The sequence below is a fragment of the Pseudomonas sp. PB3P13 genome, assembly GCF_054897735.1.
Map to the genome: position 1 here is coordinate 354,992 of NZ_CM142702.1, position 25,152 is coordinate 380,143.

Here is a 25,152-nt window from a genome sequence, read left to right on the forward strand (position 1 = left end):
CAGGATTACAAGTTTGTAATGGGCAACGGCGCCGAAGACGCCTAGCCTGTACGTCTGAATAATAGAGGTGTGCCATGCGTTTGCTGGTCGTTGAAGATGAAGCCAAAACCGCGAACTTCCTGGCCAAGGGTCTGGGGGAGTCAGGTTTTGCCGTGGACGTAGCGCTGAATGGACTCGATGGGCGTTATTTCATTGAGCAGCAGGAATATGACCTGATCATTCTTGATGTGATGCTGCCAGGCCTCAACGGCTGGCAATTGCTGCAACTGATTCGCCAGCGCGGAGCGACGCCGGTGCTGTTTCTGACGGCCAAGGACGCCATCGAGGATCGCGTTCGTGGCCTCGAGCTGGGCGCCGACGATTATTTGCTCAAGCCGTTCGCCTTCGCCGAATTGCTCGCGCGGGTGCGCACCTTGCTGCGGCGCGGGCCGATGCGCGAAGCCGAGTCGTACAGCATCGCCGACCTCGAAATTGATGTTCTGCGCCGCCGGGTCAGTCGCGGCGGGCAACGCATCAGCCTGACCAACAAGGAATTCGCCCTGCTGCAATTGCTCGCCAGTCGCGAGGGTGAAGTCCTGTCGCGCACGCTGATTGCCTCACAGGTATGGAATCTGAATTTCGACAGCGACACCAACATGGTGGAAGTCGCGGTGCGTCGCTTGCGTTCCAAGGTTGATGACCCGTACATGCCGAAATTGATCCACACAGTGCGCGGTGTTGGCTATCAACTGGAAGCACCGGACGATGCGCTCTGACTCCATCGCCTGGCGGCTGGCGCTGGCGTTTGCTGCCGTTTGTGCGTTGGTGCTGAGCGTAATCGGGGTATTTCTCTACCGTTCGCTGGCCTCGGAAATCGCCTACCGTGACGACCTCGCCTTGCTCGGTCGACTGGAGCAAGTGCGCGCGCTTCTCGCCGACAGTGACAGCCTCGACGCCTTGCAGGCACGGCCGCGTTTGTACCAGAACATGCTCGGCAATCAGGACAGTTTGTTGCGGGTGACGCGGGCCGATGGCTCGACTGTCATCGGCATCAACCCGCGCCAGCAAACGCTTCCCGCTTTGGACGCGATTGCCCCGCAGCGAGCGCCACAACGCAGCGACGTCATCACCTGGCAAGCACCGGACGGTGTGGCGGTGGCGTTGTTGTCCGGGCAGGCCAAAGGGCCGAGCGGCGAAGCGTTGACGGTGACTGCCGGCAAGGTATTGAGCGAACGCGAACACATGCTCGCCAGCTACCGGATGCAGCTGTATCTGGCGGTGAGCCTGGGCGCGGTGTTGGCATTCGCATTGGGCCTGATGTTGTTGCGGCGCGGCTTGCGACCGCTGCGGCAGCTGAGCGAAGCGGTCCGTGGCATCGACCTGCGCAGCCTCGATCAACGGTTGCCGGCGACAGGCATTCCGGCGGAACTGCACGAGCCCGTGCACGCCTTGAACGGCATGCTGACCCGTCTGGAGGATGGCTTTCAACGGCTGTCGCAATTCTCCGCCGACCTCGCTCACGAAATCCGCACGCCGCTGCATAACCTGCTGGGCAGTAATGGCCTGGCGCTGAATCAACCGCGCAGCACGGCGGAATATCAGGAAGTGCTCGCCTCCAACATGGAGGAGTTCGAGCGGCTCAAGCGCATGGCCGAAAACCTGATGTTCCTTGCCCGCGCCGAACAGGCCGAACGCGCCCTGGACGTGCGCGTGCTGGACCTGGCCAGCGTCGGCGATGAACTCTGCGATTACTTCGAAGCGCTGGCAGACGATCGGGACATTCGCCTGCAAAATGCTTTATGGGGTCAACTGCTGGCGGATCAGATGCTGTTGCAGCGCGCTCTTGGTAACTTGCTGGCTAATGCGGTGCGACATGCCGATAAGGGCTCTGTGATCACCTTGCAGCGGCGCGACGAGTCCTCGATGGCCTGGTTGGAAGTGCACAACGTCGGCCCGGCCATTGCGCCGCTGCATCTGGGCAAAGTGTTTGACCGGTTTTACCGTGTTGACCCCTCGCGAGCGGAACCGGGGGATTCAGGCGGGTTGGGGTTGGCAATTGTCAGTTCGATCATGGCGTTGCATGGCGGACAGGTGCGGGTGAGCAGTGGTCAAACCGGAACGGTGTTTGGGTTGGGGTTTGTGTTGAGTTGAGGGGGCCGGCACAGTCGATACACTTCCAGTTCAATCACCGCAACCCATCCCGAAACTGCCCCGGCGTCATCCCCGTCCAGCGCTTGAACGCCCGGTTGAAACTGCTGGTATCGGCAAACCCGAGCAAATAACTGATCTCGCTCAACGAGCAATGCGGATCACGCAGGTGCAGCAGCGCGAGATTCTCGCGGCTTTCGTTGAGCAGCGTATCGAACCGGCAACCTTCGTCCGCCAGATGACGCTGCAAGCTGCGCAAGCTCAGGTGCAATGTCCGGGCGATGTGTTCGGCGCTCGGTTCGCCTTCCGGCAGGTGCTCTTCAATCGCGTCGCGCACCTTGCGTTCCCAGGTCAACGGCTTGAGCTGGGCCAGCGTACGTTTGAGCACTGTTTCGTTGTGTTCTGCCAGTTCCGGATTGGCGTCGTCCAGATGGCTCTCGAAGTCCGTCAGAGAAAATTCCAGGCAATCTTCATCCGCCGCAAAGTACACCGGCGAGCGGAAGACGTTGTGCCACTGGTGCGCGTCGACGGGTTCAGGACGGCGCAAATACACCGCCAGCGGCGCGTAGTCGCGACCGAGGCGATTGCGGCAGGTGCGCACGTAAATCGCGCTGAACGCGTCAATCGCTTCGAACGCCGGCGCCGGGTTACCGGCCGGGATTTTCAGGTGGAATCGATAGCGGTCGTCGCCACGGGTCAGCTCCAGTTCCAGGGCATCGCTGACCACCTGGTGATAACGCACGATGCGCTCGAACACCTCGCGCAAGCTGGCGCTGGCGACCAGTGCATAGCCGAGCGCATGAAAGGTGGTGGGGCTGACAAAACGCGACACGCGCAAGCCGATTGCCGGATCGCCACTGACCTGAACGGCGATTTCCCATAGGCGCGTGGTGCCCGACAACGGGTAACGGGCGTTAGGGTCGTCCATCAATTGCGGGTCGAGCCCCGCCTGGTGGCACAGGTCGGTGCTGTCCAGACCCAGCGCATCCAGTTGCTTGCGCAGGGCACGGGTCCAGCTGGCGAGGGAGGTTGGTTCAGTCATGCTGATTGGCGCTTCCGGTCAACAGGTTGGCGTTCACGGCTACCACGATGTGCCGCTTCACACGGCAAGATGCAAACACCTATAACCAGAGGATGGAAGCATGGACGGTACTTCTGCAAGTCCCCAGCGACTGAATGCAGCCCAGCGATCTGCGCATATTCGCGAAGTGGTGCTGGCCAAAGGCGTGGAATTGCGTCAGCGCTACCCGATTCTGAACCATCAGGACGCCCTCGGCGCAGGCATTCTGGCGTTCGCGCTGGCCGGCATGATTGCCTCGGCGACGCTCTATTTCAACGGTCACATGGCCGGGTGGGTGTGTCTGTTGCTCAACGCATTCTTCGCCTCGCTGACCCACGAGCTGGAACACGATCTGATTCACAGCATGTACTTTCGCAAGCAGCGCGTGCCGCACAACGTGATGATGGGCCTGGTCTGGCTGGCGCGGCCAAGCACGATCAATCCGTGGATTCGCCGGCACTTGCACCTCAACCATCACAAATTCTCGGGCACTGAAGCGGACTTGGAAGAGCGGGCGATCACCAATGGCGAACCTTGGGGTTTTGCGCGGTTGTTGATGGTCGGCGACAACGTGATGTCGGCCTTCATCCGTATGCTTCGGGCGAAAACCTGGGCGCGCAAGTTCAGCATCATCAAGCGCGTGGCGGTGGTTTATGCACCGCTGGCGTTGCTGCATTGGGGGGCGTGGTACGTGTTCCTCGGTTTCCATGCGGCCAACGGTGTCGTCGGGTTGCTGGACAGTCCGATTGAATGGTCGGCGACTACATTGGCGGTTATGCAGGTGATCGATATTGCGGTCGTCGTGATCATCGGACCGAACGTGTTGCGCACGTTTTGTCTGCACTTTGTCAGTTCGAACATGCATTACTACGGCGACGTCGAGCCGGGCAACGTGATCCAGCAGACGCAGGTGCTGAACCCATGGTGGATGTGGCCGCTGCAGGCGTTCTGCTTCAACTTCGGCAGCAGCCACGGGGTCCATCATTTTGTGGTCAAGGAGCCGTTTTACATCCGCCAGTTGACCGTGCCGGTGGCGCATCAGGTCATGCGGGAAATGGGTGTGCGGTTTAATGATTTCGGGACGTTTGCGAGGGCGAACCGGTTTGTGCAGGGGGACAATCCTGTTACCCGAAAGGTGCCAGTCACATCTGTTTGATCAACATGGGGAGCAAGCTCAAGGTTCCGTCATCAATCTGACCTGAACTGCCTATACGATGAACGCAAGCGTGGGGTGTTGCGGCTTTGCCAACGTAGACTATTTATGTGATGTAGTTCTAGCGATCTAATTAAGTATTCCTTTATGGGATAAAGATTGATGTGCGACTGTCGTCGGAGTTGATTACACAAGACATTGAGTTTGCAGGGGCCGTCTCCTTGGCAGGGTGCGGTCCCTTTTTTATTTCACAGGATTAATCCGGTAAGGGGGGGTGTGTTATTCGATAAGGATCTTAATAAATAGCTTCTTATTCCTTAACGAATATAACTCTCGTCTTTATACTTCTTCAGGAACAGACACGCCGCAGGAGAGCTCCCCATGCGCAACGAATCAATTCGCTACCTGATCGTGCCGGGCTGGCAAGGATCGCCGGAGGATCATTGGCAAAGCCATTGGCAGAATAACCTGCCAAACAGCGCCCGGGTCGAGCAGGACGATTGGCTGACGCCGCGACGTGAAGACTGGGTCGCGGCGCTCGCCGAAGCGATTGCCGCCGACAGCACACCGGTGATTCTCATCGCCCACAGCCTGGGCTGCATCACCGTCGCGCATTGGGCCGCGAGTGCTCCCCTGCAGTTTTTGCGGCAGGTGCGCGGTGCGTTGCTGGTGGCGCCGGCAGATGTCGAGCGCCCGGCCTGCGCACCGGCCCTGCGCAACTTCGCGCCAATCCCGACCGATCTTCTGCCTTTTCCCAGCCAGGTCGTCAGCTCCGACAACGACAGTGCCGTCAGTGCACCACGCGCGCTCGAGCTGGCGCGCAATTGGGGTGCCGAGGCAGGGATTCTTGCAGGCGCCGGGCACATCAATGTGAAGTCCGGGCATCAGCGCTGGGAGCAAGGTTTCGCGTATCTCTATCGCCTGCAAAACCGTATGGAACATCACGCCCTGCGTCGCGCTTGAGCATCGTTTTTTCTATACGCCCCCGTCTTCCGACGGTTTCGGGCGGGAGCCTGCCATGAGTATTGAAGCCTTCGGTCAGCCACTGCTGACCTTTCCCGATGCAGAAAAAAGCCCGCTGAGCATTCGCGCCAAAGCATTGGTCTTTGTCGATCCGCGCTCGCGGCAGCTGCGCCAGGAACTCGAGCAACTTTCACCGCGTTCGATCTCGGTGTTGATCCGCGGCGAAACCGGCAGCGGTAAAGAGTTGCTTGCGCGGCATATTCATCGTGCGAGCGATCGCGGCGGGTTGTTCGTTTCGGTCAATTGCGGCGCGATCAGCCCGACCTATGCCGACGCCGAATTGTTCGGTTATGCGGCTGGCAGCTACAGCGGATCGGCCAGCAGTCGCGCCGGCTGGTTCGGTTCGGCCAATGGCGGCACGTTGTATCTGGATGAGATTGGCGATTTGCCGCTGCCGATTCAGATCAAGTTGCTCGCGGCTTTGGAGAATCACGAAGTCACTCGCGTGGGTGCGCATCAACCGAGCCCGGTGGACGTGCGTCTGGTCGCTGCCACCAGCATTGATCTGGCGCAAGCGGTGGCCGCCGGGAAATTTCATGAGCGCCTTTACCACTACCTCAGCGAGGGCCAGCTCCACTTGCCGGCATTGCGCGAGCGGGTCGGCGACATCTTGTCGCTGTCCGAATATTTTCTCGGCATCTACAGCCAGCGGCTCGATCTACCGGTGCCCTTGATCAGCGAGGCGGCGCAGCAGGTACTGGAGCAACACAGCTGGCCGGGCAATACGCGGGAGCTGGAAAACGTCATCCATTTTGCGTTGCTGGTGAGTACCGGGGACGAGATCCTGCCGGCGCATTTGAACTTGCCTGAGCCTCAGGCCTCGCGGCTGCACATCGAACAGCAGGCGACCCACATTATCAAAAACGGCACGCCCACCGAGCGATCCGAATTGAAGCATCTGCTGCAAAGGTTGGCGCAGAGTATGTAGCAGCTGCCGAAGGCAGCGTCCGAGCGCGAAGCGCTCGTCACCTTCACACCGCAGTTTCACGCAGAATTCCAATGTCCTTTTTTACGACTGCTGCGCAGTCGGACGCAGCCTTCGGCAGCTGGTACAACGAAAGTGTTCTTTGTATGAACAAAATGGAATATGAAAGTGAATAAAAGATATTGTTCCGGAATAAAAAATCCCGGTATTGTCCGCGTCACGCCAGCGATAGCACTTCACTGGCACTCGTACTAAACAAGCCGTCGTCGATGACGACCGTGATTTTCGATAAGGACACTGCATGAAAAAGGTTCTGTTGTTCACCGCATTGGCGGCTGCCCTGACCGCGGGTCTGGCGAATGCTGGCGAAAAACTGGTAGTGGCGGCGACCCCGGTTCCGCACGCCGAGATTCTCGAACTGATCAAACCAGCCCTTGCCAAAGAAGGCGTGGACCTGGAAATCAAAGTCTTTACCGACTACGTTCAGCCAAACGTACAGGTCGATCAGAAGCGTCTGGACGCCAACTACTTCCAGACCCTGCCGTACCTGAACAGCTTTAATCAAGGCAAAGGCACCAACCTGGTGACCGTGATCGGTGTTCACGTTGAACCGTTCGGCGGCTACTCGAAGAAGGTCAAATCCCTGGCCGAGTTGAAAGACGGCGCGACCATTGCCATCCCGAACGAAGGCAGCAACAGCGGCCGTGCTCTGATCCTGCTGCAGAAGGCGGGCCTGATCGAGCTCAAAGATCCGAAAAACGCCTTGGCCACGCCGAAAGACATCGCCAAAAACCCGCACAACTTCAAGTTCAAGGAACTGGAATCGGCCATGCTCCCGCGTGTGCTGGATCAGGTCGACCTGGACATGATCAACACCAACTACGCGCTGGAAGCAGGCCTGAACCCGGCCAAAGACGCGCTGGTCATCGAAGGCGCTGACTCGCCTTACGTGAACTTCCTGGTGGCACGTGCGGACAACAAGGACAGTGCAGCCATTCAGAAACTGGCCAAAGCATTGACCAGCCCTGAAGTGAAAGCTTTCATCGAGAAGAAGTACAGCGGCGCGGTATTGCCGGCGTTCTGATTCGACGCCGTATCGATCCCTGCCAGATAAAACCCCGACGACTAGCAATAGCGTCGGGTTTTTTGTGGATGAACATTTCCTGTCGGAGCGAGCGTGCTCGACCCGAAGTTTCAGGCCAACCTGGTCTTTAATGCCCTTCGTAACGCCACCAGCAGTTTCAAAATGTCCTGCGGTTCCAGGCGTTGCGGTACTTTTACGTCAGCCACGTTCTCTTCCTTGCGAAGGGTAGGGCCGTGAGTCTGGCCAAAAGGCGTGCGTCCTTGGAGGGGTATTCAGAAAAAAAGATATTTCCTACGGAGGTAGGGAAAATAGTCGTCTTCCTCTTCGCCGCAATGCCTCGATTATTTCGCCCGACTATCACTTTTACTAGGTGTTCGAGCCTGGGAATCGGGTGCAAGCTGATGGCTTTACGGGGGATTTCCTGATGGGCGCGTCAAGGGTCAACTTGTGTCATTACCGCTACAATCCGCTGGATCTGCTGACCGTGGTTGAGCCCACGGGACAACCACCTCGGCACAGATTCTACTGCCGGGAGCGCTTGGCAAACGAGCTCCAGGGTGCTTCAAGCCAGAGCGTGTTGCAGCAGGGCAATCAACTACTTGCGCTGCAGTCGCGCGACGGCGATGGCATCAAAAGTCAGTTGCTGACCACAGATCTGCTGCGCTCCGTGTTGCAGGTTACCGAGGCCGGCGGATCGGTGCCGCAGGTGTATTCGCCTTACGGCCACCGTGGGGTCGAAAGTGGTCTTGGCAGTCTTTTGGGGTTTGCCGGCGAAGCGCTTGATCCGCTCACGGGTCATTATTTGCTGGGCAATGGCCGTCGGGCGTTCAACCCGGTGCTGATGCGCTTCAACAGTCCGGACGAGCTGAGCCCGTTTGGGCGCGGTGGGTTGAATCCGTATGCGTATTGTTTGGGAGATCCGGTAAATCGCAGTGACCCAACGGGGAGAGTCTCGGAGCTCAACCTGGTCGGGATTATTCTCAGTGGTGTTGTATTGGCAACCTCCCTGGTCACTCTGTTTCCAGCCGTACCGTTTATGGTCGCCCGAAGCGCGCTTCGCGCGGGTATTTTGAAATCAGGACAGTCCGCGAGACTTAAGGTCGGGGCCGTTTCCGGCGGATTAGCAGGACCATTGGCGGCGCTGGGGGCCGGGTTTGGGGTGGCTCGAGCGGTTACTCAAGAGGTCGACCCAGACTCCCCTGCGCTCAAATATTTAGCCTGGGGGACGTTGTTAGCGGGTTCTGCAGCACTGCTTGCGCGAGGCGGTTCCTACTGGGCTGCTCGAGATCCGAAGACCAACCCTGCGCTGGTGAAGTATGTGAAAGACGGTAAGGCCTCGGTGACTTTGTCCGGTCAACAGACGCCACCAACAACCCCAATACCTTCAGCACCTCCTCTCACTCCTCCACCACCGGCTCCACCGCCGAGTCCGGGGTCGACTGCCAGGGGCAGCTTCAGTTTCCCCGAAGATAAAATCCCGACAATCCGCAACCAATAGGAAACCTGGCATTTACGGTAGATTCATCATCTTCGCTACGCCTTGTAAATGCAGAGCCGAACCAGCTTCGCTCAATCCGGCCAATACCACGCCGGCTCGTCCAGCAGCCGTTGTCCGACGAGGCCGGTCTGGCCCAGGGTTTTTTCCAGCACAATGCAATTGCATTCCGGGTCTTCCTGCAGCGCCGAGATCAACCGGCGCGCATGGGAAACCACCCACACCTGACACTGCTGCGACGCGCGGATGATCAGCCGCGCCAGTGCCGGTAACAGGTCCGGATGCAGGCTGGTTTCCGGCTCGTTCAGCACCATCAATGACGGTGGCCGTGGCGTCAAAAGTGCCGCGACCAACAGTAAATAGCGCAACGTTCCGTCCGACAGTTCGGCCGCCGACAACGGTCGCAACAGCCCTTCCTGAAAAAACTCGATGGCGAACCGCCCGCCTTGCAATGTGGCGATGTTCAGTCTTGCGCCGGGGAAAGCGTCGCTGATCGCCAGTTGCAGGGCTTGCGGGTCGCCGATTTCGCGAATCGTTTGCAGCGCGGCCGCCAGGTCTCGTCCGTCGTGATGCAGCACCGGGGTGCGCGTGCCCAGTTGCGGCTGACGAACCGGCGCATCGGCGTCGCTGCGAAAGTGATCGTAAAATCGCCAGCGGCGAATGAACTCGCGCAGTTGCATGACTTCCGGCGAGGTTCGGAAGCTGCCGACCTGATCAAACAAACTGTCGAATATCGGGGTGTGCTGCGCCAGCACTTCCCAGATGCGGCCTTCGCGCGCACGAATCATCGGGCCATTGCGCTCCACCAGCAGGCTGGCGGGGCGGTAGAACGGACCGCTCCAGATGCATTCCTTCTTGATTTCCGGGTCCAGCGAAAACGCTGAAAGGCTGGGCTCTGGAAGGCCCAGGGCGATGGCGTAGCTGAAATCTTCGCCAGCAAACCCCAGACGCAAGCGTCTGACGCCGGGGCGAACGGTGGCTTCGATCGGCACTTCACCGTTGCGCATGCGCCGGGTGATGTTTTCCGGACCGGCCCAAAACGTTGAACCCAGCCCGCCTTCACGGGCCAACGCATTCACCACGCCGCCCTGGGCGGTTTCCGCCAACAGGCGCAGCGCCCGATAGAGATTGGATTTGCCACTGCCGTTGGGGCCGGTAATCAGATTGAGCCGGCCCAGCGGAATCACCAATTTGTTGATCGAGCGGTAATTGGCTACCGCGAGCGTTTTGAGCATGAGAAGCTTCCCTATAAGCAGCCGTCAGGCTGGTCCCCGCAGAGTGTGAAGCAAACCTGTGCGCCTGTTGAACCCTGTTCTAAGCTCACAGTCGTATCGTCACTGGCACGTCCGTACAACGCAAAGGAGTCTGCATGGCTGGTCCCCGATTGAAAACAGTGGTTGGCCTGAGCCTGCTGACATTGCTCAGCGCATGTGGTGATAAACCACAGGTTGAAAAGGACCGTCCACGGGTGTTCGTGCAAGCCGTCAAATCCACGGATTATGCCGCGTCGGTGACGCTCACCGGCGATGTCCAGGCGCGGGTTCAGACTGAACTGTCGTTTCGCGTGGGGGGCAAGATCATTCAGCGTATGGTCGACGTGGGTGATCGCGTGACGGCCAGACAGGTGCTGGCAAAACTTGATCCCAAAGACCTGCAGACCAATGTCAATTCAGCGCAAGCGCAAGTTGCGGCTGAACAGGCGCGGGTCCAACAGACCGCTGCCGCGTTTGTACGCCAGGAAAAACTCCTGCCCAAGGGCTATACCAGCAAGAGCGAATACGATTCCGCTCAAGCCGCGTTGCGCAGCAGTCAAAGCGCGCTGGCGGCGGCCCGGGCGCAACTGGCCAACGCCCGCGATCAGTTGAGCTACACCGCGCTGATTGCCGACGCGCCAGGCGTGATCACGGCGCGGCAGGCTGAAGTCGGCCAGGTGGTACAGGCCACGGTGCCGATTTTCAGTCTGGCCCGGGACGGTGAGCGCGACGCCGTTTTCAACGTCTATGAATCGCTGTTGAGCGAGGCGCCTTCGGATAAAACCGTGGAGGTCAGCTTGCTGGACAACCCGTCGATCAAAACCACCGGCACTGTTCGGGAAATCACCCCGGCGGTGTCGGCGCAGACCGGCACGGTGCAAGTCAAAGTGACCCTCGATCATCTGCCGCATGGCATGCAACTCGGTTCGGTGGTCAGCGCCACCGCCAGGACGCCGGGTAAATCGGCGGTCGAATTGCCGTGGTCGGCACTGACCAAAAAACTCAGCGATCCGGCGGTGTGGCTGATTGATGCCGAAGGCAAGGCGCAATTGCACACGGTCACTGTCGGCCGATACCTCACCGGGCACGTGGTCATCAGCGAGGGCCTCAAGGGGGGTGAAAAAGTCGTGATCGCTGGCGGCCAGTTGTTGCACCCCGGCGTGAAGGTGGAAATCGCCGAAAACACCTACAAGGATCTTGCGGAAGGAGACCAGCCATGAAGCGTTTGTGGCTGGTAGTCGCGGGCGTGCTGCTCGCGGCCTGCTCGAAGGAAGAAGCACCGCCGGAGCCGGTACGCCCGGTGTTGTCGGTCAAGGTTCAGGCATTGAACGAAGAAACCCTTGGCCGTTTCGCCGGCAGCATCCAGGCTCGTTATGAAAGCAATCTGGGCTTTCGTGTGCCGGGGCGCATCGCCAGTCGTAACGTCGATGTCGGCGCCGAAGTCGAGAAGGGCGCCTTGCTCGCGACGCTCGATCCCACCGATCAGCAGAACCAGTTGCGTTCGGCTCAGGGTGATCTTGCCCGCGTTCAGGCGCAGTTCATCAATGCTCAGGCGAATGCACGCCGTCAGCAGCAATTGTTCAATCGCGGTGTCGGTGCGCAGGCGCAACTGGACATCGCCCAGACCGATCTGAAAACTACTCAAGCCTCACTGGACCAAGCGAAAGCTGCTGTCGATCAGGCCAAAGACCAACTCGATTACGTCCAATTGCGCACCGATCAAAAATCCATCGTCACCGCGTGGAATGCCGAGGCCGGGCAAGTGGTCACGGCCGGCCAGCAGGTCGTCACACTGGCGCAACCAGACATCAAGGAAGCGGTGATCGACCTGCCCGACACGCTGGTCGAACAGTTGCCTGCCGACGTGGTCTTTCAGGTCGCCGCGCAACTGGACCCGAGCATCACCACCACTGCCATCGTTCGCGAAATCGAACCTCAGGCACAAAGCGCCACCCGCACCCGGCGCGCGCGCTTGACGCTGACCGACACACCGCCCGGTTTTCGCCTGGGCACGGCGATCAGCGTGACGCTCAGCTCGGCGATCAAACCGCGCATCGAATTGCCGGTGAGCGTGCTGCAGGAAGTCGAGGGCAAGACGCGCATCTGGCTCGTCGATCCAAAAACCCAAACCGTCTCCCCGCGGGATGTCACCCTCATCAGCCGCACCGACAGCCGCGTGGTCCTGACCAACAGCGTGAAGGCCGGCGAGCGTATTGTCAGTGCTGGCGTGAACAGCCTCAAACCCGGCCAGAAAGTGAAAATCGACGAGGAAAGCCCGCAATGAAAGGGAGTTTCAATTTATCCGAATGGGCCCTCAAGCATCAGTCATTTGTCTGGTATCTGATGTTCGTCGCGCTGCTGATGGGCGTGTTCTCGTACATGAACCTCGGTCGCGAAGAAGACCCCTCGTTCACCATCAAAACCATGGTGATCCAGACCCGCTGGCCCGGCGCGACCCAGGAAGAAACCCTCAAGCAAGTCACTGACCGCATCGAGAAAAAACTCGAGGAACTCGACTCCCTCGATTACGTGAAAAGCTACACCCGCCCCGGCGAATCGACGGTGTTCGTGTACCTGCGCGACACCACCAGCGCCAAGGACATCCCGGACATCTGGTATCAGGTGCGCAAGAAGATCAACGACATTCGCGGCGACTTCCCTCAAGGCCTGCAAGGGCCGGGATTCAACGACGAGTTCGGTGACGTGTTCGGCTCGGTTTACGCCTTCACCTCCGACGGTTTGTCGATGCGTCAGTTGCGCGATTACGTCGAGCAAGTGCGTGCCGAAATTCGCGAGGTGCCAGGGCTCGGTAAAGTCGAAATGGTGGGCGAGCAGGACGAAGTGCTCTACCTGAATTTCTCCACGCGCAAACTGGCCGCACTGGGTATCGATCAGGGCCAGGTCGTGCAGAGCCTGCAATCGCAAAACGCAGTGACCCCGGCCGGGGTGATCGAGGCAGGTCCGGAGCGGATTTCCGTGCGCACCACGGGGCAGTTCGAATCGGAGAAGGACCTGGCGAACGTCAACCTGAGGCTCAACGACCGCTTTTATCGCCTTGCCGATATTGCAGAAATCAGTCGTGGTTACGTCGACCCGTCAACGCCGCAATTTCGCTTCAACGGCCAGCCCGGCATTGGCCTGGCGATTGCGATGAAGAAGGGCGGCAACATTCAGGAATTCGGCAAGGCGCTGCACCAGCGCATGGATGAGCTGACCGCCGATTTGCCGGTCGGCGTCGGCGTGCACAAAGTCTCGGATCAGGCCGAAGTGGTGGAAGAAGCCGTCGGCGGTTTCACCAGTGCGTTGTTCGAAGCGGTGGTGATTGTGCTGATCGTCAGCTTCATCAGCCTCGGCGTGCGTGCCGGGCTGGTGGTGGCGTGCTCGATTCCGCTGGTGCTGGCGATGGTGTTCGTCTTCATGGAATACAGCGGCATCACCATGCAGCGGATTTCCCTCGGTGCATTGATCATCGCGCTCGGCCTGCTGGTGGACGACGCGATGATCACGGTCGAGATGATGGTCACGCGCCTGGAAATGGGTGAAACCAAAGAGCAGGCGGCAACGTTTGCCTACACCTCAACCGCGTTCCCGATGCTCACCGGCACGCTGGTGACGGTCGCCGGTTTCGTGCCGATTGGTCTCAATGCCAGCTCGGCCGGCGAGTACACCTTCACGCTGTTTGCGGTGATTGCCGTGGCCATGCTGGTGTCGTGGATCGTTGCGGTGCTGTTCGCGCCGGTGATCGGCGTGCACATCCTCAGCGCCAACGTTAAGCCGCACAACGAAGAGCCGGGACGCATCGGCCGCGCCTTCAATGGCGGCATGTTGTGGGCGATGCGTAATCGCTGGTGGGCGATCGGTATCACGATTGCGCTGTTCGCCGCCTCGGTGTTTTCCATGCAGTTTGTGCAGAACCAGTTCTTCCCGTCGTCAGACCGACCGGAAATTCTGGTCGATCTGAACCTGCCGCAGAACGCCTCGATCGCCGAAACCCGCAAGGCGGTCGACAAGCTGGAAGAATCGCTCAAAGGCGATCCGGATATCGTGCGCTGGAGCACTTACATCGGCGAAGGGGCGATCCGTTTTTACCTGCCGCTGGACCAGCAATTGCAGAACCCGTACTACGCGCAACTGGTCATCGTCAGCAAAGGGCTGGAATCGCGTGCGGCCCTGAGCGCGCGCCTGAACGAGCGTTTGCGCAAGGAATTCGTCGGCATCGGCAGCTACGTGCAGGCGCTGGAAATGGGCCCGCCGGTGGGGCGGCCGATTCAGTATCGGGTCAGCGGCAAAGACATCGATCAAGTGCGCAAACATGCGATCGAGCTGGCCACCGAACTGGACAAGAACTCTCACATCGGCGAGATCATTTACGACTGGAACGAGCCCGGCAAAGTCCTGCGGATCGACATCGCCCAGGACAGGGCGCGCCAGTTGGGTCTGTCGTCAGAAGACGTGGCCAACCTGATGAACAGCATCGTGGTCGGCGCGCCGGTGACCCAGGTCAACGACGATATCTACCTGATCAACGTGGTCGGTCGTGCGGTCGATGCAGAACGTGGCACGCCCGAGACATTGCAGAACCTGCAAATCGTCACGCCGAGCGGCACCTCGATACCGCTGCTGGCCTTCGCCACCGTACGTTATGAGCTGGAGCAGCCGCTGGTGTGGCGCCGCGACCGCAAGCCGACTATCACCATCAAGGCGGCGGTGCGCGACGAGATTCAGCCGACCGACCTGGTCAAGCAACTCAAACCCGCCATCGACAAATTCGCCGCGGGTTTGCCAGTCGGTTACAAAGTCGCTACCGGCGGTACAGTCGAGGAAAGCGGCAAGGCTCAGGGGCCGATTGCCAAGGTCGTGCCGTTGATGCTGTTTTTGATGGCGACCTTCCTGATGATCCAGTTGCACAGCGTGCAGAAGATGTTTCTGGTGGCCAGCGTCGCGCCGCTTGGCCTGATCGGCGTGGTGCTGGCGCTGATCCCGACGGGGACGCCGATGGGCTTCGTGGCAATCCTGGGGATCCTCGCGCTGATCGGCATCATCATCCGCAACTCGGTGATTCTGGTGACGCAGATCGACGCTTACGAAAAGGAAGGCTCTTCTCCCTGGGATGCGGTGGTGCAAGCCACAGAACATCGGCGTCGTCCGATTCTGCTGACCGCTGCGGCGGCAAGTCTGGGGATGATTCCGATCGCCCGCGAAGTGTTCTGGGGGCCGATGGCGTACGCAATGATAGGCGGGATCGTTATTGCGACACTGCTGACGCTGCTGTTTTTGCCGGCACTCTATGTGGCCTGGTACAAGATTCGCGAGCCCAAGCAAGAGTCTGCGCAATAAGGCGAGCGCTTCGCGCTCATCGCGGGCAAGCCACGCTCCCACGGATTTCATGGCGGCCCCGGATTTTGGGAACGACGTAAATACCTGTGGGAGCGAGGCTTGCCCGCGAAGGCGTCAGCTCAGGCGACAAAAGTCTCAAGGCTTCACACTTTGCGCCAGACACTCGCTAACCAGGGCTGCTGCTCTCGCGGCAGCCCGGCCGGCCGGTAGTAATGTTCCAGCTCCACAAACCCCGCGGTTGTCAGCAATTGCTGCCACCCCTGAAGATCGTGATAGGCCCCATACCGCGGCCCATTCCAGCCTTCCTGATTCTCGCCACGCGGGTTGGAACTGAATAACACTCCACCGGGTTTGAGCGTAGCGCGCAGCTCTTGCAACACCCGTGGCAACTCCTGGCGCGGAATATGAAACAGCACCGCGTTGGCAAAAATTCCGTCGAAGCGCTCGTTCGGCAGATCCAGCTTCAAAAAGTCCTGCTGCCAGACCTCGCAACCGCTGTCTCCACGCGCCATCTGCGCAAATTTTTCCGAGCCATCGAGACCGACGGCGGTGTGGCCCATGCGCGTGAAGGTTTGCAGGTCGCGACCGGGGCCGCAGCCGAAGTCGAGAATGTCGAAAGGCGCTTCACCGTTGATATGCCGCAACAGCGCATCGATGTTTTGACTGACATCGTGATCGCGCGTCCCCTCGCGAAAACCTTCGGCGACCGAATTGTAATGGCCGAGGGTGGTAGCGGTGATGTGTTCGAGGTCGGTGCGGGTCTGCTTCATGGTCGGGCTACGCAGGCAGTTGGATTTGCCGAATATACGCCATGAGCCGGGCGGCTGCTGCGCAGCCAATCGCGAGCAGGCTCGCTCCCACAGGTGATCTTCAGCGCAGGGCAAATTCGAGCCCGGCGCAGAACCCATGTGGGAGCGAGCCTGCTCGCGATTGCGATTGCTCTGACAACGACGATCAAGCCCGGACTCAGCGCTTGTTCAACCCCCGAGCCAAGCGATCCCCGCCTAACTGAATCATCGCCACTAACACCACCAGCAACACAATCACCGTCAACATGATCTGGCTGTCAAAGCGCTGATACCCGTACCGATAGGCAATATCCCCCAGCCCACCCGCGCCGATCGCCCCGGCCATGGCGGACGAGTTGATCATGGTCACCAGCGTGATCGTGAAACCCCCGACAATTCCCGGCAGTGCCTCGGGCAACAGCACGTGCCAGACGATGTGCCAGCGCCGGCAGCCCATCGCCTGCGCGGCTTCGATCAAGCCGTGATCGACCTCGCGCAAACTGACTTCGGCGATCCGCGCAAAAAACGGCGTGGCAGCGATGGTCAACGGCACCACAGCCGCCCACACGCCGTAGGTGGTGCCGACGATCAGCCGGGTAAACGGAATCAGCGCGACCATCAGAATGAGGAACGGAATCGAGCGAAACAAATTCACGAATGCGCCCAGTGCGCGGTTCAGCGCCGGTGCCTGGTAAATGCCGCCCTTTGAGCTGGTGACCAGAATCACCGCCAGCGGAATGCCCGCCAGCAGTGCGATCAGTGATGACACGCCAACCATCAAAAAGGTATCGATGAAGCCCTGCAGCAAGCGATCAAACCACATAACCGAGCACCTCCACCTGTTGTGCCCAACGACTGGCGCTCTGACGCAGCTGGTCGGCACCCAGGGATGACTCCGTCACCGCCAACACCAGTTGCCCGAGTGCATGCCCCTGAATCCGTTCCACGCCCCCGTGCAATAAACGCACGCGCCCGCCGAGCGCCGCAAACAGCGCTGCCAGATCCGGCTCTTTGGTCGCGCTGCCGGTGAAACGCAGTCGCAGCACGACGCTGGCATCGCCAGACTGCGGATGAGCCTGAAGGCTATTCTGCAGTTCCTCCGGCAAGGTGTGTTGCAGCGGCGCGAGCAAGGTCTGGCTGACCTCATGTTGCGGGTTGCCGAACACTTCCCACACCGGCCCTTGCTCGACGATGCGCCCATGCTCCAGCACCGCCACCCGATCACAGATATCGCGAATCACCGCCATCTCGTGGGTGATCAACACGATGGTCAGGCCCAGGCGCTGATTGATCTGGCGAAGCAGGCCGAGGATCGATTGCGTGGTTTGCGGATCGAGCGCGCAAGTGGCTTCGTCACATAGCAAAATCTGCGGGTCGTGAACCAGCGCCCGCGCAATGCCGACACGCTGTTTCTGGCCGCCCGACAGCTGTGCCGGATAGGCGTTGTGTTTCGATTCCAGACCGACCAATTCCAACAACTCACGCACTTTCTGCTCGCGTTTTTCTTTCGGTACGCCGGCGACTTTCAAGGGCAGCTCAACGTTCTGCCACACGGTCTTGGCCGACATCAGGTTGAAGTGCTGAAAAATCATGCCGATCCGTCGCCGCAGTTTGACCAGGCTGCTTTCATCGAACTCGCCGATGTCCACCTGATCGATCAGCACGCGTCCCGTGCTCGGTTGTTCGAGGCGGTTGATGGTGCGGATCAGCGACGACTTGCCGGCACCGCTGCGGCCGATGATGCCGAAGACTTCACCGTGCTGGATGGCCAGGTCAATGCCGTGCAACGCTGCCACCGGGCCTTGCTGACCGTTGTAGGTTTTGCCCAGACCGATGAAACGCACATGTGCACGGTTCAGGTCCGGGTGCAATGGGGTCTGTCGGGCTTGCTGGGGCTCTGGAATTTCCAGTTGCCGTTGGATGGCGGCCGTCATGCTCAGCTTTCCCAGCCGGCTTGATAGAGTTTGCCATGCGCTTTATCAAGGGCCGCACGAACGGCTGGCGAATGCTGATAGATGTCGACGAATCTGATCAGCCGCGGGTCGGTTTTGCTTTCCGGCTGAATCACGAACTGAATCACGTATTCCTTGTGATCAAGGCCGTCGAACAGCAGCGCCGAGCCGGCATCGAAGGTTTTCGACAGGCGAATGTAGGCCGGGTAACCCTGCACCAGGTCCGCGTCATCGTAGGCCCGCACCAGTTGCACGGCTTCGACCTGAAGGATTTTGATCTTCTTCGGATTGGCGATGATGTCTTCTTCGGTCGCCTTGTAACCCACGCCCGGCTTGAGTGTGATCAGCCCGGCCTTGGCCAGCAGTTGCAAGCCACGACCGCTGTTGATCGGGTCGTTGGCGATGGCGACGCTGGCGCCTTCGGGCAATTCGTCGAAGCTTTTGTAGTGTTTCGAGTAGAGGCCGACGTTGTTGATGACGCCTGGCGCGAACGGCACCAGGTCAAAACCGGCAGCGGCTTTGGCGTTCTCCAGGAACGGGATGTGCTGGAAGTAATTCACGTCGATGTCGCCGGACGCGAGGCTGACGTTGGGGGCGATCCAGTCGCTGAACTCCACGAGCTCGACCTTGAGGCCTTGTTTGCTGGCCTCTTCGACGGCAGCTTCCAGCGGGATCGCGAAGGCGGCAGTGGTGCCAACCTTGAGCGGCGCGTCGGCGGCGAAAGTGATGGAGCTGAAGAGGCCAAGGGCCAGGGCCAGTGCTTTGACCGGGTGAGAGAGACGGGTCTTTTTCATGATGAGTTTTCCAGTCAGTGCATACATTTTTGGGTGCTTGGGCGGGCCTCTTCGCGAGCAAGCCCGCTCCCCAGTGGATTTTGGTGTTCACACAATCCCTGTGGGAGCGAGGCTTGCCCGCGAAGCTTTTAGCGGCGGTAAACCGAGCCTGTATGTCGCTCAGGCAAATACGCTTCGCCGTGAAACAGCTTCTCGCGCAGGCTGCCCTCGTCATAAGCGGTCTTGTACGACCCACGACGCTGCAACTCGGGAATCACCAGATCAATAAAATCCACATAGCTTTCCGGCGTGACGATCCGTGTCAGGTTGAAACCATCCAGCCCGGTTTCGGCGATCCACGATTCCAGCTCATCGGCCACCTGCTCCGGTGAACCGACCACGGTGATGTAGCGACCACCGAGAGCGTGTTGCTCGAGTAATTTGCGGCGGGTCCAGTCGTTGTTCTGCAGATGTCGGGTGGCCGACTGGATCGCATTGCTCTTCACGTACTGGATCGGTTCGTCGATGGCGTATTCGGAAAAATCGATCCCGGTGGATGCCGAAAAATGCGCCACGCCGGCCTCGGCACTGGCGTAGCTCAGGTATTCGGCGTGCTTGGCCCACGCAAGCGCTTCGGTCGCGCCGACAATCACGTTCAAACCCATGAAGACTTTGATGTCCTCGTGATTTCGGCCCGCTTCGGCCGCGCTGGCGCGAACCTTGTCCACCTGAACCTTGGTCGACGGCTTGTTCTGACCGCTGATGAATACGCACTCGGCGTGCCGCCCGGCAAACTGCAAACCGCGATCGGAACTGCCGGCCTGGAACAGCACCGGCGTGCGTTGCGGTGAAGGTTCGCAGAGGTGATAGCCCTCGACCTGATAGAACTCACCCTTGTGCTCGACCTTGTGCACTTTGCCCGGCTCGGCGTAAATCCGCTGCTTCGGATCGTTGAGCACCGCGCCGTTTTCCCAGCTGCCTTCCCACAGTTTGTAGAGCACCTCAAGGTATTCATCGGCCTGGTCGTAACGTCGGTCGTGTTCGCCCTGTTCACTCAGGCCCATAGCTTTGGCGGCGCTGTCGAGGTAGCCGGTGACAATGTTCCAGCCGACGCGGCCACGGCTCAGGTGGTCGAGCGTCGACATGCGTCGGGCAAACAGGTACGGCGGCTCGTATGTCAGGTTGGCGGTGAGGCCGAAACCGAGATTTCGGGTGACGGCGGCCATTGCCGAAACCAGCAAAAGCGGGTCGTTGACCGGCAGCTGGATCGATTCTTTCAGCGGCACGTCCACCGAGTTCTGGTAGACGTCGTACACCCCGACAATGTCGGCGATGAACAACCCGTCGAACAGCCCACGCTCCAGAAGTTGCGCCAGTTCGGTCCAGTATTCGAGGGTGTTGTATTGCGTCGAGGTGTCCCGAGGATGCGTCCACAAACCATGGTTGATGTGGCCGATGCAATTCATGTTGAACGCGTTGAGCAGGATCTTCTTTTTCGCGCCGGTCATCAGATGGTCCCCCGCAGCGGCGGGTTTTCATCGTTGAGGTAATAATTGCCGACGGCGTGATATTTCCAGCGCACCGGATCGTGCAGCGTGTGCACCCGCGCGTTGCGCCAATGCCGGTCCAGACCATGCTCCACCAACGTTGCCTGACTGCCGGCCAGTTCAAAAAGCGTGCTGCCGGCGGCGAGCGAAATCTCGGTACTGAGGGCGCGCGCTTCGGCGACGGCAATGGACGCTGCGGCGACTGTCTCGGCATTGGTTTGCGCCTGGGCCTCGTCGAGAAATTCGCCGGCGCGTTCCAGCAGCGCTTCGGCCGCGTGCAGGCGAATGCTCAGGTGACCGAAACTCTTCAGGGTCAGTGGATCGTCGGTGGCTTTGTCATGGGTGGCGTCGATCCAGGGGCGGGTTTTAGTGCGCACAAAACGCAGCGCATCTTCGTACGCGGCGCGGGCAATGCCGGTATCGATGGCCGCGTGAAGGATTTGCGCAAGCGGGCCTACCGGCGTCGGGCGCTGGAAAGCGCTCTGGAAAGGGATGACATCTTCGGCCGCGACGTACACGTCTTCGAACACAACCGAACCGCTGCCGGTGGTGCGTTGGCCGAAACCACTCCAGTCGTCGATGACGGTCAAACCTGTGCTGTCGCGCGGCACGAACGCCAGTTGCTGCACACCGTTTTCATCCACCACCGAGGTCGGGATGCGCTGCGCATAAAGGGCGCCCGTAGCGTAGAACTTGCGGCCGTTGATGCGATAACCGTCGCCAGCACGGGCAAGGCTGGTGATGCGGTCGTGAGCCGTTCTGGTACCGAGTTCGGCCAAGGCATTGCCGAAGCGCTGGCCGGCCAGCACTTCGGCGTAAAGGCGTTTTTGCTGCGCGACGCTACCGTTCACGCGCAGCACTTCGAGGGCGTAGAAATGGTTCTGCGGAATCTGCCCGAGCGAGCCGTCAGCCTGGGCGATCAGGGCGATTACCTTGGCCAGCGTGACGTTGGAAACGCCTGCCCCGCCATACGCCTTGGGCACGCTGATGCCCCACAGGCCCGAGCGGGAAAACACTTCAAGTTCCGGGTTAGGCAAACGCCGCTCGCGGTCGCGCAGGGCGCTGTCACGTTTGAAATCGTCGGCAAGGTCGCTGGCGACAATCAAGGCTTGCTCATCGCTGGTGATGACCGCGACGTGGTGAGAAAGCGTCATGTATTTCTCCAAATGCTTGACGTCAGATCCAGGAATGGCGAGCGGGAAGCGCGCCGTTCAGGTGATAGTTGCCAACGGCGTGATATTTCCACCGCACCGGATCGTGGAGGGTGTGCACCCGTGCATTGCGCCAGTGACGATCAAGGTTGAACTCGGCGAGGGTGGCGCGACTGCCGGCCAGTTCGAAGAGCTTCTCGCTGGCCAGTAACGAGATCTCGGTGGTCAGCACTTTGGCTTCGGCCACGGCAATCGATGCGCGCGCGGCGGATTCGGCGGTGATCGGTGCCGCGCTGACCTGATCGAGCACGCGCCCGGCTTTGCGCAGCAGTGCTTCGGCCGCGTGCAATTCGATTTTCAGTTTGCCGATGTCGGCGATGACATACAGGTCGTCACTGGCGCGCTCGACTTTGGCATCGATCCACGGTCGTGCGCGGGTTTTCACGAACTCGATGGCGTCCTCGATGGCCCCGCGAGCGATGCCGGCATCGATGGCCGCCTGGATCAGCTGCGACACGGCGCCCTGAATATTAGGCGCGTCATTGATCTTCCAGTTATCCACCACCAGCTCGGCGTCGACTCGCACGTTGTTGAGCAAAAGAGTGCCGCTGGCGGTGGTGCGCTGGCCGAAACCGGACCAGTCATCAACGATGCGCAGGCCTGGCGTCCCGCGACGGACGAAGGCCAGCACTTGTTTGCCCTCGTCGTTCATCGCTTTGACCGCGACCCAGTGCGCAAACAGCGCGCCGGTGGAATAAAACTTCTGCCCGCTGATGACAAAGCTGTCAGCGTCTGCTGTGATTCTCGCGTTCAGTGCCAGGGTGTTTTTGGTGCCGCGTTCCGGGCCAGCGTTGCCGATGCGCCAGCCTTCCAGCACGCTTTTGAACAGCTGTTTTTTCTGCCCGTCAGTGGCGCAACCGAGGACCAGGTTGAGAATGCCGAACTGGTTCTGCGGGATCTGCCCGAGCGCCGGATCGGCTGCGGAAATGATCGCGAACACGTCAGCGACGGTGACGAAGGACACCTGCGGGCCACCGTACTCGCGCGGGATGGCAATGCTGCCCAGACCGCTGCGGGTGAACTGTTCGATTTCCGACCAAGGCAACTTGCGCTGACGGTCACGTTTAGCCGCTTGCACGCGGGCGGCTTGCGCCAGCTCATGGGCTGCCTTGATGGCTTGCGCGTCATTGCGCAGGATTTGCGCGGGCAACAACAACGGGGCGATATCCAGATCACTCTGGATGACTGCATCTGCCAGACTGGACATCAGTGCCGCTCCTTGGCTGCACGCAATGCCCTGGCGATCTGCACTGGGGTGATTGTGTTCCGGACCATACCTACCTCACATCTCATGGGGTCGCCGTAAAAAACGGCGACGTGAAAACAAGAATGTCCGGTGGTCCGGTGTATATACCCTAAGCGTGTATAAAAAATTAATAAACGAACTTATAGGAATATGGATAGAAGAGGGTACTCAACCCCCGTGGGAGTCAGCGTCTGCGGGGTTCGGCGGCCATCAGCAGTCCCTTCGGGACTTTCAGATACGGATTCGCGCAACCCACCTTCAGTGTGCGCGCCGGTGCCCAGCGAGAGTTGTTGCCCACCCGGTCGAGGATGCAATAGCTCACTTCCAGCCGCGGGTCTTCGCCGGCCTCGAGAATGATTGCCGCAGGCACCCAGACCTGGATCGGTTGGCCCATGTCACTGTCGGTGAGCTTGGGCAGGTCCATGCGCATATCGCCCCAGCGCAAGGTGATTTCGTCGTCGACGGCCATGTTCAGGTAGGGCTCGATGGTCAGGGGGACGCCGCGCTTGATCTGGTTCGGATTGACGCCTTTGCGGCGGATGGTCTCGGGAATGTGCACCGGCGCCAGACACTGGTTTTCATCTGCGTACAGCGTCAATGATTGACCGCCCGGGCAATCGAGCTTGACCTGTACCCGCGTAGTCGGCGACTGCGCCGGCCCGCGGCCAACCTGCATCAGTCGGTAGTGAATGCGTGAAGAGCCATTGCCGATGAAGCTTTCCGGCACCCGCAAAGCGACGGTTTTACCGATGTCATTTGCGCTCAGCACCTTCGACGCCACATAGCAGTTGTCCCAGAACAGTTCGATCAGGTCGCCCTCATCCATCCCGGAATAGGGCGCCACATCGATCAGCAGATGCGCCGCCGAGGTGATATTGATACCGCTTTTATGTGATTGCGCCACGATAGGTGCCGCAAGGTCGGTTGTGTGGGAATGGTTTTTCATGGGTTTCTCCTTGAAGTCTTGCGGCGAAGTCCGTTTCTGGAGATAGAGTAAAAAGCTGCAGCATAACGAACGGTTCTTTATCGCTGTGAAGAACGAGTGTGTGCAAAGAATGACATCTGAAGTTGACTAGATAAGAGGTCGGCTTAATAGTTGTCAATAGTAGTTATTAGTTGCGCTCGATATCTTGTGTTATTCAGAAAGTTCCTACACGCAGCAGTTAATCCGCGCCGTCGTTTTGTCGAACATGCCCGCAAAACCAAGGCTCTACGTGCTGGAATGGCGATTTTCATTCAGTCAGCAGAACGATGGGTTTGTCTGATTTTAAGCAATAGAAACTGTAGCAGGACATATATATGTACCGCTCGAATCTACAAAATCAAGTTATTGTGTTGGAGTTAAATGTGTTGGAGCGATGGATACAAAAGATAAAAACAGAAGCTTCCATCCATGGAAGTTAACGTCTTCGATTGAACTCAGTGATGAGTGTTAGTAAGGAACTTGCTGAGAAACTGTCTGGTCCGTTCTTCTTTTGGATTGGCAAACAATTCTTTTGCTTCGCCCTGCTCGACAATCACGCCCTTATCGAAAAACACCACACGGTTGGCGACGTCACGAGCAAAACCCATTTCGTGGGTGACGATCACCATGGTGCGTCGCTCTTCGGCCAGGCTGCGAATAGTCGCCAGCACTTCGCCGACCAGCTCCGGATCGAGCGCCGAGGTGGGCTCGTCGAACAGGATCACTTCCGGCTCCATCGCCAGCGCCCGGGCAATCGCCACGCGCTGCTGTTGACCACCTGACAGTCGACGCGGGTAAGCGTCTTCCTTGCCCGCCAGACCCACACGCGCCAAGAGCTTTTTGCCCAGGGCAATTGCTTCGGCCGGGGCCATTTTTTTTACCACGATCGGTCCTTCGATCACGTTTTCCAGCGCGGTGCGGTGAGGGAACAGGTTGAAATTCTGGAAGACGAAACCCACGTGCTGGCGCAAACGTCGCACCAGGGTTTGCTGCTGGTTCAGCGGGCGGCTGCCATCGATCTCGATGTCGCCGACCTTGATCCGGCCGCTCGTGGGTTCTTCAAGAAAATTGAGGCAGCGCAGGAACGTGGTTTTGCCCGAACCGCTAGGCCCGATGATTGCGACCACCTCGCCTTCCTTTACTTGCAGATCGATGCCGTTGAGCACCACTTGACCCTTGAACTGCTTTGTCAGTTTTTCCACGACAATCATTGG

At 59.4% G+C, this 25,152-nt stretch carries 21 protein-coding genes; 10 read left to right on the forward strand and 11 right to left on the reverse strand.

The annotated features are described in order from the left end of the window. Positions 1–74: 74 nt before the first annotated feature. Positions 75–755: a heavy metal response regulator transcription factor gene (locus ACYZT1_RS01680; protein ID WP_462017373.1), complete on the forward strand. Its 681-nt coding sequence runs from the start codon at positions 75–77 to the stop codon at positions 753–755. Beyond that, the gene (locus ACYZT1_RS01685; protein WP_462017374.1) at positions 745–2,130 is read left to right on the forward strand and encodes a heavy metal sensor histidine kinase; all 1,386 of its coding nucleotides are present in this window, start codon (positions 745–747) and stop codon (positions 2,128–2,130) included. Before ACYZT1_RS01680 ends, ACYZT1_RS01685 begins: the two co-directional genes overlap by 11 nt. Before the next feature lie 34 nt (positions 2,131–2,164). On the opposite strand, the gene ACYZT1_RS01690 is transcribed toward ACYZT1_RS01685, so the two are convergent. Then, positions 2,165–3,169 (reverse strand): AraC family transcriptional regulator, encoded by a 1,005-nt coding sequence (locus ACYZT1_RS01690; protein WP_462017375.1) that lies wholly within the window; start codon positions 3,167–3,169, stop codon positions 2,165–2,167. Positions 3,170–3,269: 100 nt separating this feature from the next. Here ACYZT1_RS01690 and ACYZT1_RS01695 point away from each other — a divergent pair, with 100 nt between their 5' ends. The 5 genes from ACYZT1_RS01695 to ACYZT1_RS01715 all read left to right on the forward strand — a co-directional run bounded on the left by ACYZT1_RS01695 (position 3,270) and on the right by ACYZT1_RS01715 (position 8,870). After that, on the forward strand, positions 3,270–4,343 hold the full coding sequence (locus tag ACYZT1_RS01695; RefSeq protein ID WP_462017376.1) for a fatty acid desaturase: 1,074 nt from the start codon (positions 3,270–3,272) through the stop codon (positions 4,341–4,343). Between the two features lie 378 nt (positions 4,344–4,721). Further along, positions 4,722–5,303 (forward strand): alpha/beta hydrolase, encoded by a 582-nt coding sequence (locus ACYZT1_RS01700; protein WP_462017377.1) that lies wholly within the window; start codon positions 4,722–4,724, stop codon positions 5,301–5,303. 55 nt (positions 5,304–5,358) lie between these two features. Beyond that, entirely contained in the window at positions 5,359–6,291 is a 933-nt protein-coding gene (locus ACYZT1_RS01705; protein ID WP_462017378.1) for a sigma 54-interacting transcriptional regulator, read from the forward strand. Positions 6,292–6,589: 298 nt separating this feature from the next. Next, the gene (locus ACYZT1_RS01710) at positions 6,590–7,372 is read left to right on the forward strand and encodes a MetQ/NlpA family ABC transporter substrate-binding protein (protein ID WP_462017379.1); all 783 of its coding nucleotides are present in this window, start codon (positions 6,590–6,592) and stop codon (positions 7,370–7,372) included. 391 nt (positions 7,373–7,763) lie between these two features. Continuing rightward, positions 7,764–8,870, forward strand: a complete 1,107-nt coding sequence (locus ACYZT1_RS01715) for an RHS repeat-associated core domain-containing protein (RefSeq protein WP_462017380.1) — start codon at positions 7,764–7,766, stop codon at positions 8,868–8,870. Positions 8,871–8,941: 71 nt separating this feature from the next. Here ACYZT1_RS01715 and ACYZT1_RS01720 read toward each other — a convergent pair whose 3' ends face one another. Next, positions 8,942–10,102, reverse strand: coding sequence for an AAA family ATPase (locus tag ACYZT1_RS01720; RefSeq protein ID WP_462017381.1), 1,161 nt, complete (start codon positions 10,100–10,102; stop codon positions 8,942–8,944). A gap of 134 nt (positions 10,103–10,236) precedes the next feature. On the opposite strand from ACYZT1_RS01720, the gene ACYZT1_RS01725 reads away from it, so the two are divergent. The 3 genes from ACYZT1_RS01725 to ACYZT1_RS01735 are packed head-to-tail and all read left to right on the forward strand — an operon-like array spanning position 10,237 to position 15,457. Continuing rightward, positions 10,237–11,340, forward strand: coding sequence for an efflux RND transporter periplasmic adaptor subunit (locus ACYZT1_RS01725; protein WP_462017382.1), 1,104 nt, complete (start codon positions 10,237–10,239; stop codon positions 11,338–11,340). Next, positions 11,337–12,404: an efflux RND transporter periplasmic adaptor subunit gene (locus tag ACYZT1_RS01730; RefSeq protein ID WP_462017383.1), complete on the forward strand. Its 1,068-nt coding sequence runs from the start codon at positions 11,337–11,339 to the stop codon at positions 12,402–12,404. Before ACYZT1_RS01725 ends, ACYZT1_RS01730 begins: the two co-directional genes overlap by 4 nt. Next, complete coding sequence (locus ACYZT1_RS01735; RefSeq protein WP_462017384.1) at positions 12,401–15,457, forward strand: efflux RND transporter permease subunit; 3,057 nt, start codon at positions 12,401–12,403, stop codon at positions 15,455–15,457. The genes ACYZT1_RS01730 and ACYZT1_RS01735 overlap by 4 nt, the downstream gene beginning before the upstream one ends. A gap of 143 nt (positions 15,458–15,600) precedes the next feature. Here ACYZT1_RS01735 and ACYZT1_RS01740 read toward each other — a convergent pair whose 3' ends face one another. The 9 genes from ACYZT1_RS01740 to tcyN all read right to left on the reverse strand — a co-directional run bounded on the left by ACYZT1_RS01740 (position 15,601) and on the right by tcyN (position 25,149). Further along, the gene (locus ACYZT1_RS01740; RefSeq protein ID WP_462017385.1) at positions 15,601–16,227 is read right to left on the reverse strand and encodes a class I SAM-dependent methyltransferase; all 627 of its coding nucleotides are present in this window, start codon (positions 16,225–16,227) and stop codon (positions 15,601–15,603) included. 196 nt (positions 16,228–16,423) lie between these two features. Next, positions 16,424–17,068, reverse strand: a complete 645-nt coding sequence (locus tag ACYZT1_RS01745) for a methionine ABC transporter permease (protein ID WP_462017386.1) — start codon at positions 17,066–17,068, stop codon at positions 16,424–16,426. Continuing rightward, positions 17,058–18,179: a methionine ABC transporter ATP-binding protein gene (locus ACYZT1_RS01750; protein ID WP_462017387.1), complete on the reverse strand. Its 1,122-nt coding sequence runs from the start codon at positions 18,177–18,179 to the stop codon at positions 17,058–17,060. Before ACYZT1_RS01750 ends, ACYZT1_RS01745 begins: the two co-directional genes overlap by 11 nt. Before the next feature lie 2 nt (positions 18,180–18,181). Beyond that, entirely contained in the window at positions 18,182–18,991 is an 810-nt protein-coding gene (locus ACYZT1_RS01755; protein WP_462017388.1) for a MetQ/NlpA family ABC transporter substrate-binding protein, read from the reverse strand. A 128-nt stretch (positions 18,992–19,119) separates the two neighbouring features. Beyond that, positions 19,120–20,478 (reverse strand): LLM class flavin-dependent oxidoreductase, encoded by a 1,359-nt coding sequence (locus ACYZT1_RS01760; RefSeq protein WP_462017389.1) that lies wholly within the window; start codon positions 20,476–20,478, stop codon positions 19,120–19,122. After that, positions 20,478–21,671, reverse strand: a complete 1,194-nt coding sequence (locus tag ACYZT1_RS01765) for an SfnB family sulfur acquisition oxidoreductase (protein ID WP_462017390.1) — start codon at positions 21,669–21,671, stop codon at positions 20,478–20,480. The genes ACYZT1_RS01760 and ACYZT1_RS01765 overlap by 1 nt, the downstream gene beginning before the upstream one ends. Positions 21,672–21,693: 22 nt before the next feature. Beyond that, positions 21,694–22,935, reverse strand: coding sequence for an SfnB family sulfur acquisition oxidoreductase (locus ACYZT1_RS01770; protein WP_462017391.1), 1,242 nt, complete (start codon positions 22,933–22,935; stop codon positions 21,694–21,696). 223 nt (positions 22,936–23,158) lie between these two features. Further along, the gene (locus ACYZT1_RS01775) at positions 23,159–23,920 is read right to left on the reverse strand and encodes a hypothetical protein (protein WP_462017392.1); all 762 of its coding nucleotides are present in this window, start codon (positions 23,918–23,920) and stop codon (positions 23,159–23,161) included. Between the two features lie 473 nt (positions 23,921–24,393). Further along, positions 24,394–25,149: an L-cystine ABC transporter ATP-binding protein TcyN gene (gene tcyN / locus ACYZT1_RS01780; RefSeq protein ID WP_462017393.1), complete on the reverse strand. Its 756-nt coding sequence runs from the start codon at positions 25,147–25,149 to the stop codon at positions 24,394–24,396. Positions 25,150–25,152: the final 3 nt, after the last annotated feature.

Coding starts and splice junctions, on each gene's coding strand:
- ACYZT1_RS01680 (WP_462017373.1), top strand. CDS start 75: ATGCGTTTGCTGGTCGTTGAAGATGAAGCCAAAACCGCGAACTTCCTG.
- ACYZT1_RS01685 (WP_462017374.1), top strand. CDS start 745: ATGCGCTCTGACTCCATCGCCTGGCGGCTGGCGCTGGCGTTTGCTGCC.
- ACYZT1_RS01690 (WP_462017375.1), bottom strand. CDS start 3,169: ATGACTGAACCAACCTCCCTCGCCAGCTGGACCCGTGCCCTGCGCAAG.
- ACYZT1_RS01695 (WP_462017376.1), top strand. CDS start 3,270: ATGGACGGTACTTCTGCAAGTCCCCAGCGACTGAATGCAGCCCAGCGA.
- ACYZT1_RS01700 (WP_462017377.1), top strand. CDS start 4,722: ATGCGCAACGAATCAATTCGCTACCTGATCGTGCCGGGCTGGCAAGGA.
- ACYZT1_RS01705 (WP_462017378.1), top strand. CDS start 5,359: ATGAGTATTGAAGCCTTCGGTCAGCCACTGCTGACCTTTCCCGATGCA.
- ACYZT1_RS01710 (WP_462017379.1), top strand. CDS start 6,590: ATGAAAAAGGTTCTGTTGTTCACCGCATTGGCGGCTGCCCTGACCGCG.
- ACYZT1_RS01720 (WP_462017381.1), bottom strand. CDS start 10,102: ATGCTCAAAACGCTCGCGGTAGCCAATTACCGCTCGATCAACAAATTG.
- ACYZT1_RS01725 (WP_462017382.1), top strand. CDS start 10,237: ATGGCTGGTCCCCGATTGAAAACAGTGGTTGGCCTGAGCCTGCTGACA.
- ACYZT1_RS01730 (WP_462017383.1), top strand. CDS start 11,337: ATGAAGCGTTTGTGGCTGGTAGTCGCGGGCGTGCTGCTCGCGGCCTGC.
- ACYZT1_RS01735 (WP_462017384.1), top strand. CDS start 12,401: ATGAAAGGGAGTTTCAATTTATCCGAATGGGCCCTCAAGCATCAGTCA.
- ACYZT1_RS01740 (WP_462017385.1), bottom strand. CDS start 16,227: ATGAAGCAGACCCGCACCGACCTCGAACACATCACCGCTACCACCCTC.
- ACYZT1_RS01745 (WP_462017386.1), bottom strand. CDS start 17,068: ATGTGGTTTGATCGCTTGCTGCAGGGCTTCATCGATACCTTTTTGATG.
- ACYZT1_RS01750 (WP_462017387.1), bottom strand. CDS start 18,179: ATGACGGCCGCCATCCAACGGCAACTGGAAATTCCAGAGCCCCAGCAA.
- ACYZT1_RS01755 (WP_462017388.1), bottom strand. CDS start 18,991: ATGAAAAAGACCCGTCTCTCTCACCCGGTCAAAGCACTGGCCCTGGCC.
- ACYZT1_RS01760 (WP_462017389.1), bottom strand. CDS start 20,478: ATGACCGGCGCGAAAAAGAAGATCCTGCTCAACGCGTTCAACATGAAT.
- ACYZT1_RS01765 (WP_462017390.1), bottom strand. CDS start 21,671: ATGACGCTTTCTCACCACGTCGCGGTCATCACCAGCGATGAGCAAGCC.
- ACYZT1_RS01770 (WP_462017391.1), bottom strand. CDS start 22,935: ATGTCCAGTCTGGCAGATGCAGTCATCCAGAGTGATCTGGATATCGCC.
- ACYZT1_RS01775 (WP_462017392.1), bottom strand. CDS start 23,920: ATGAAAAACCATTCCCACACAACCGACCTTGCGGCACCTATCGTGGCG.
- tcyN (WP_462017393.1), bottom strand. CDS start 25,149: ATGATTGTCGTGGAAAAACTGACAAAGCAGTTCAAGGGTCAAGTGGTG.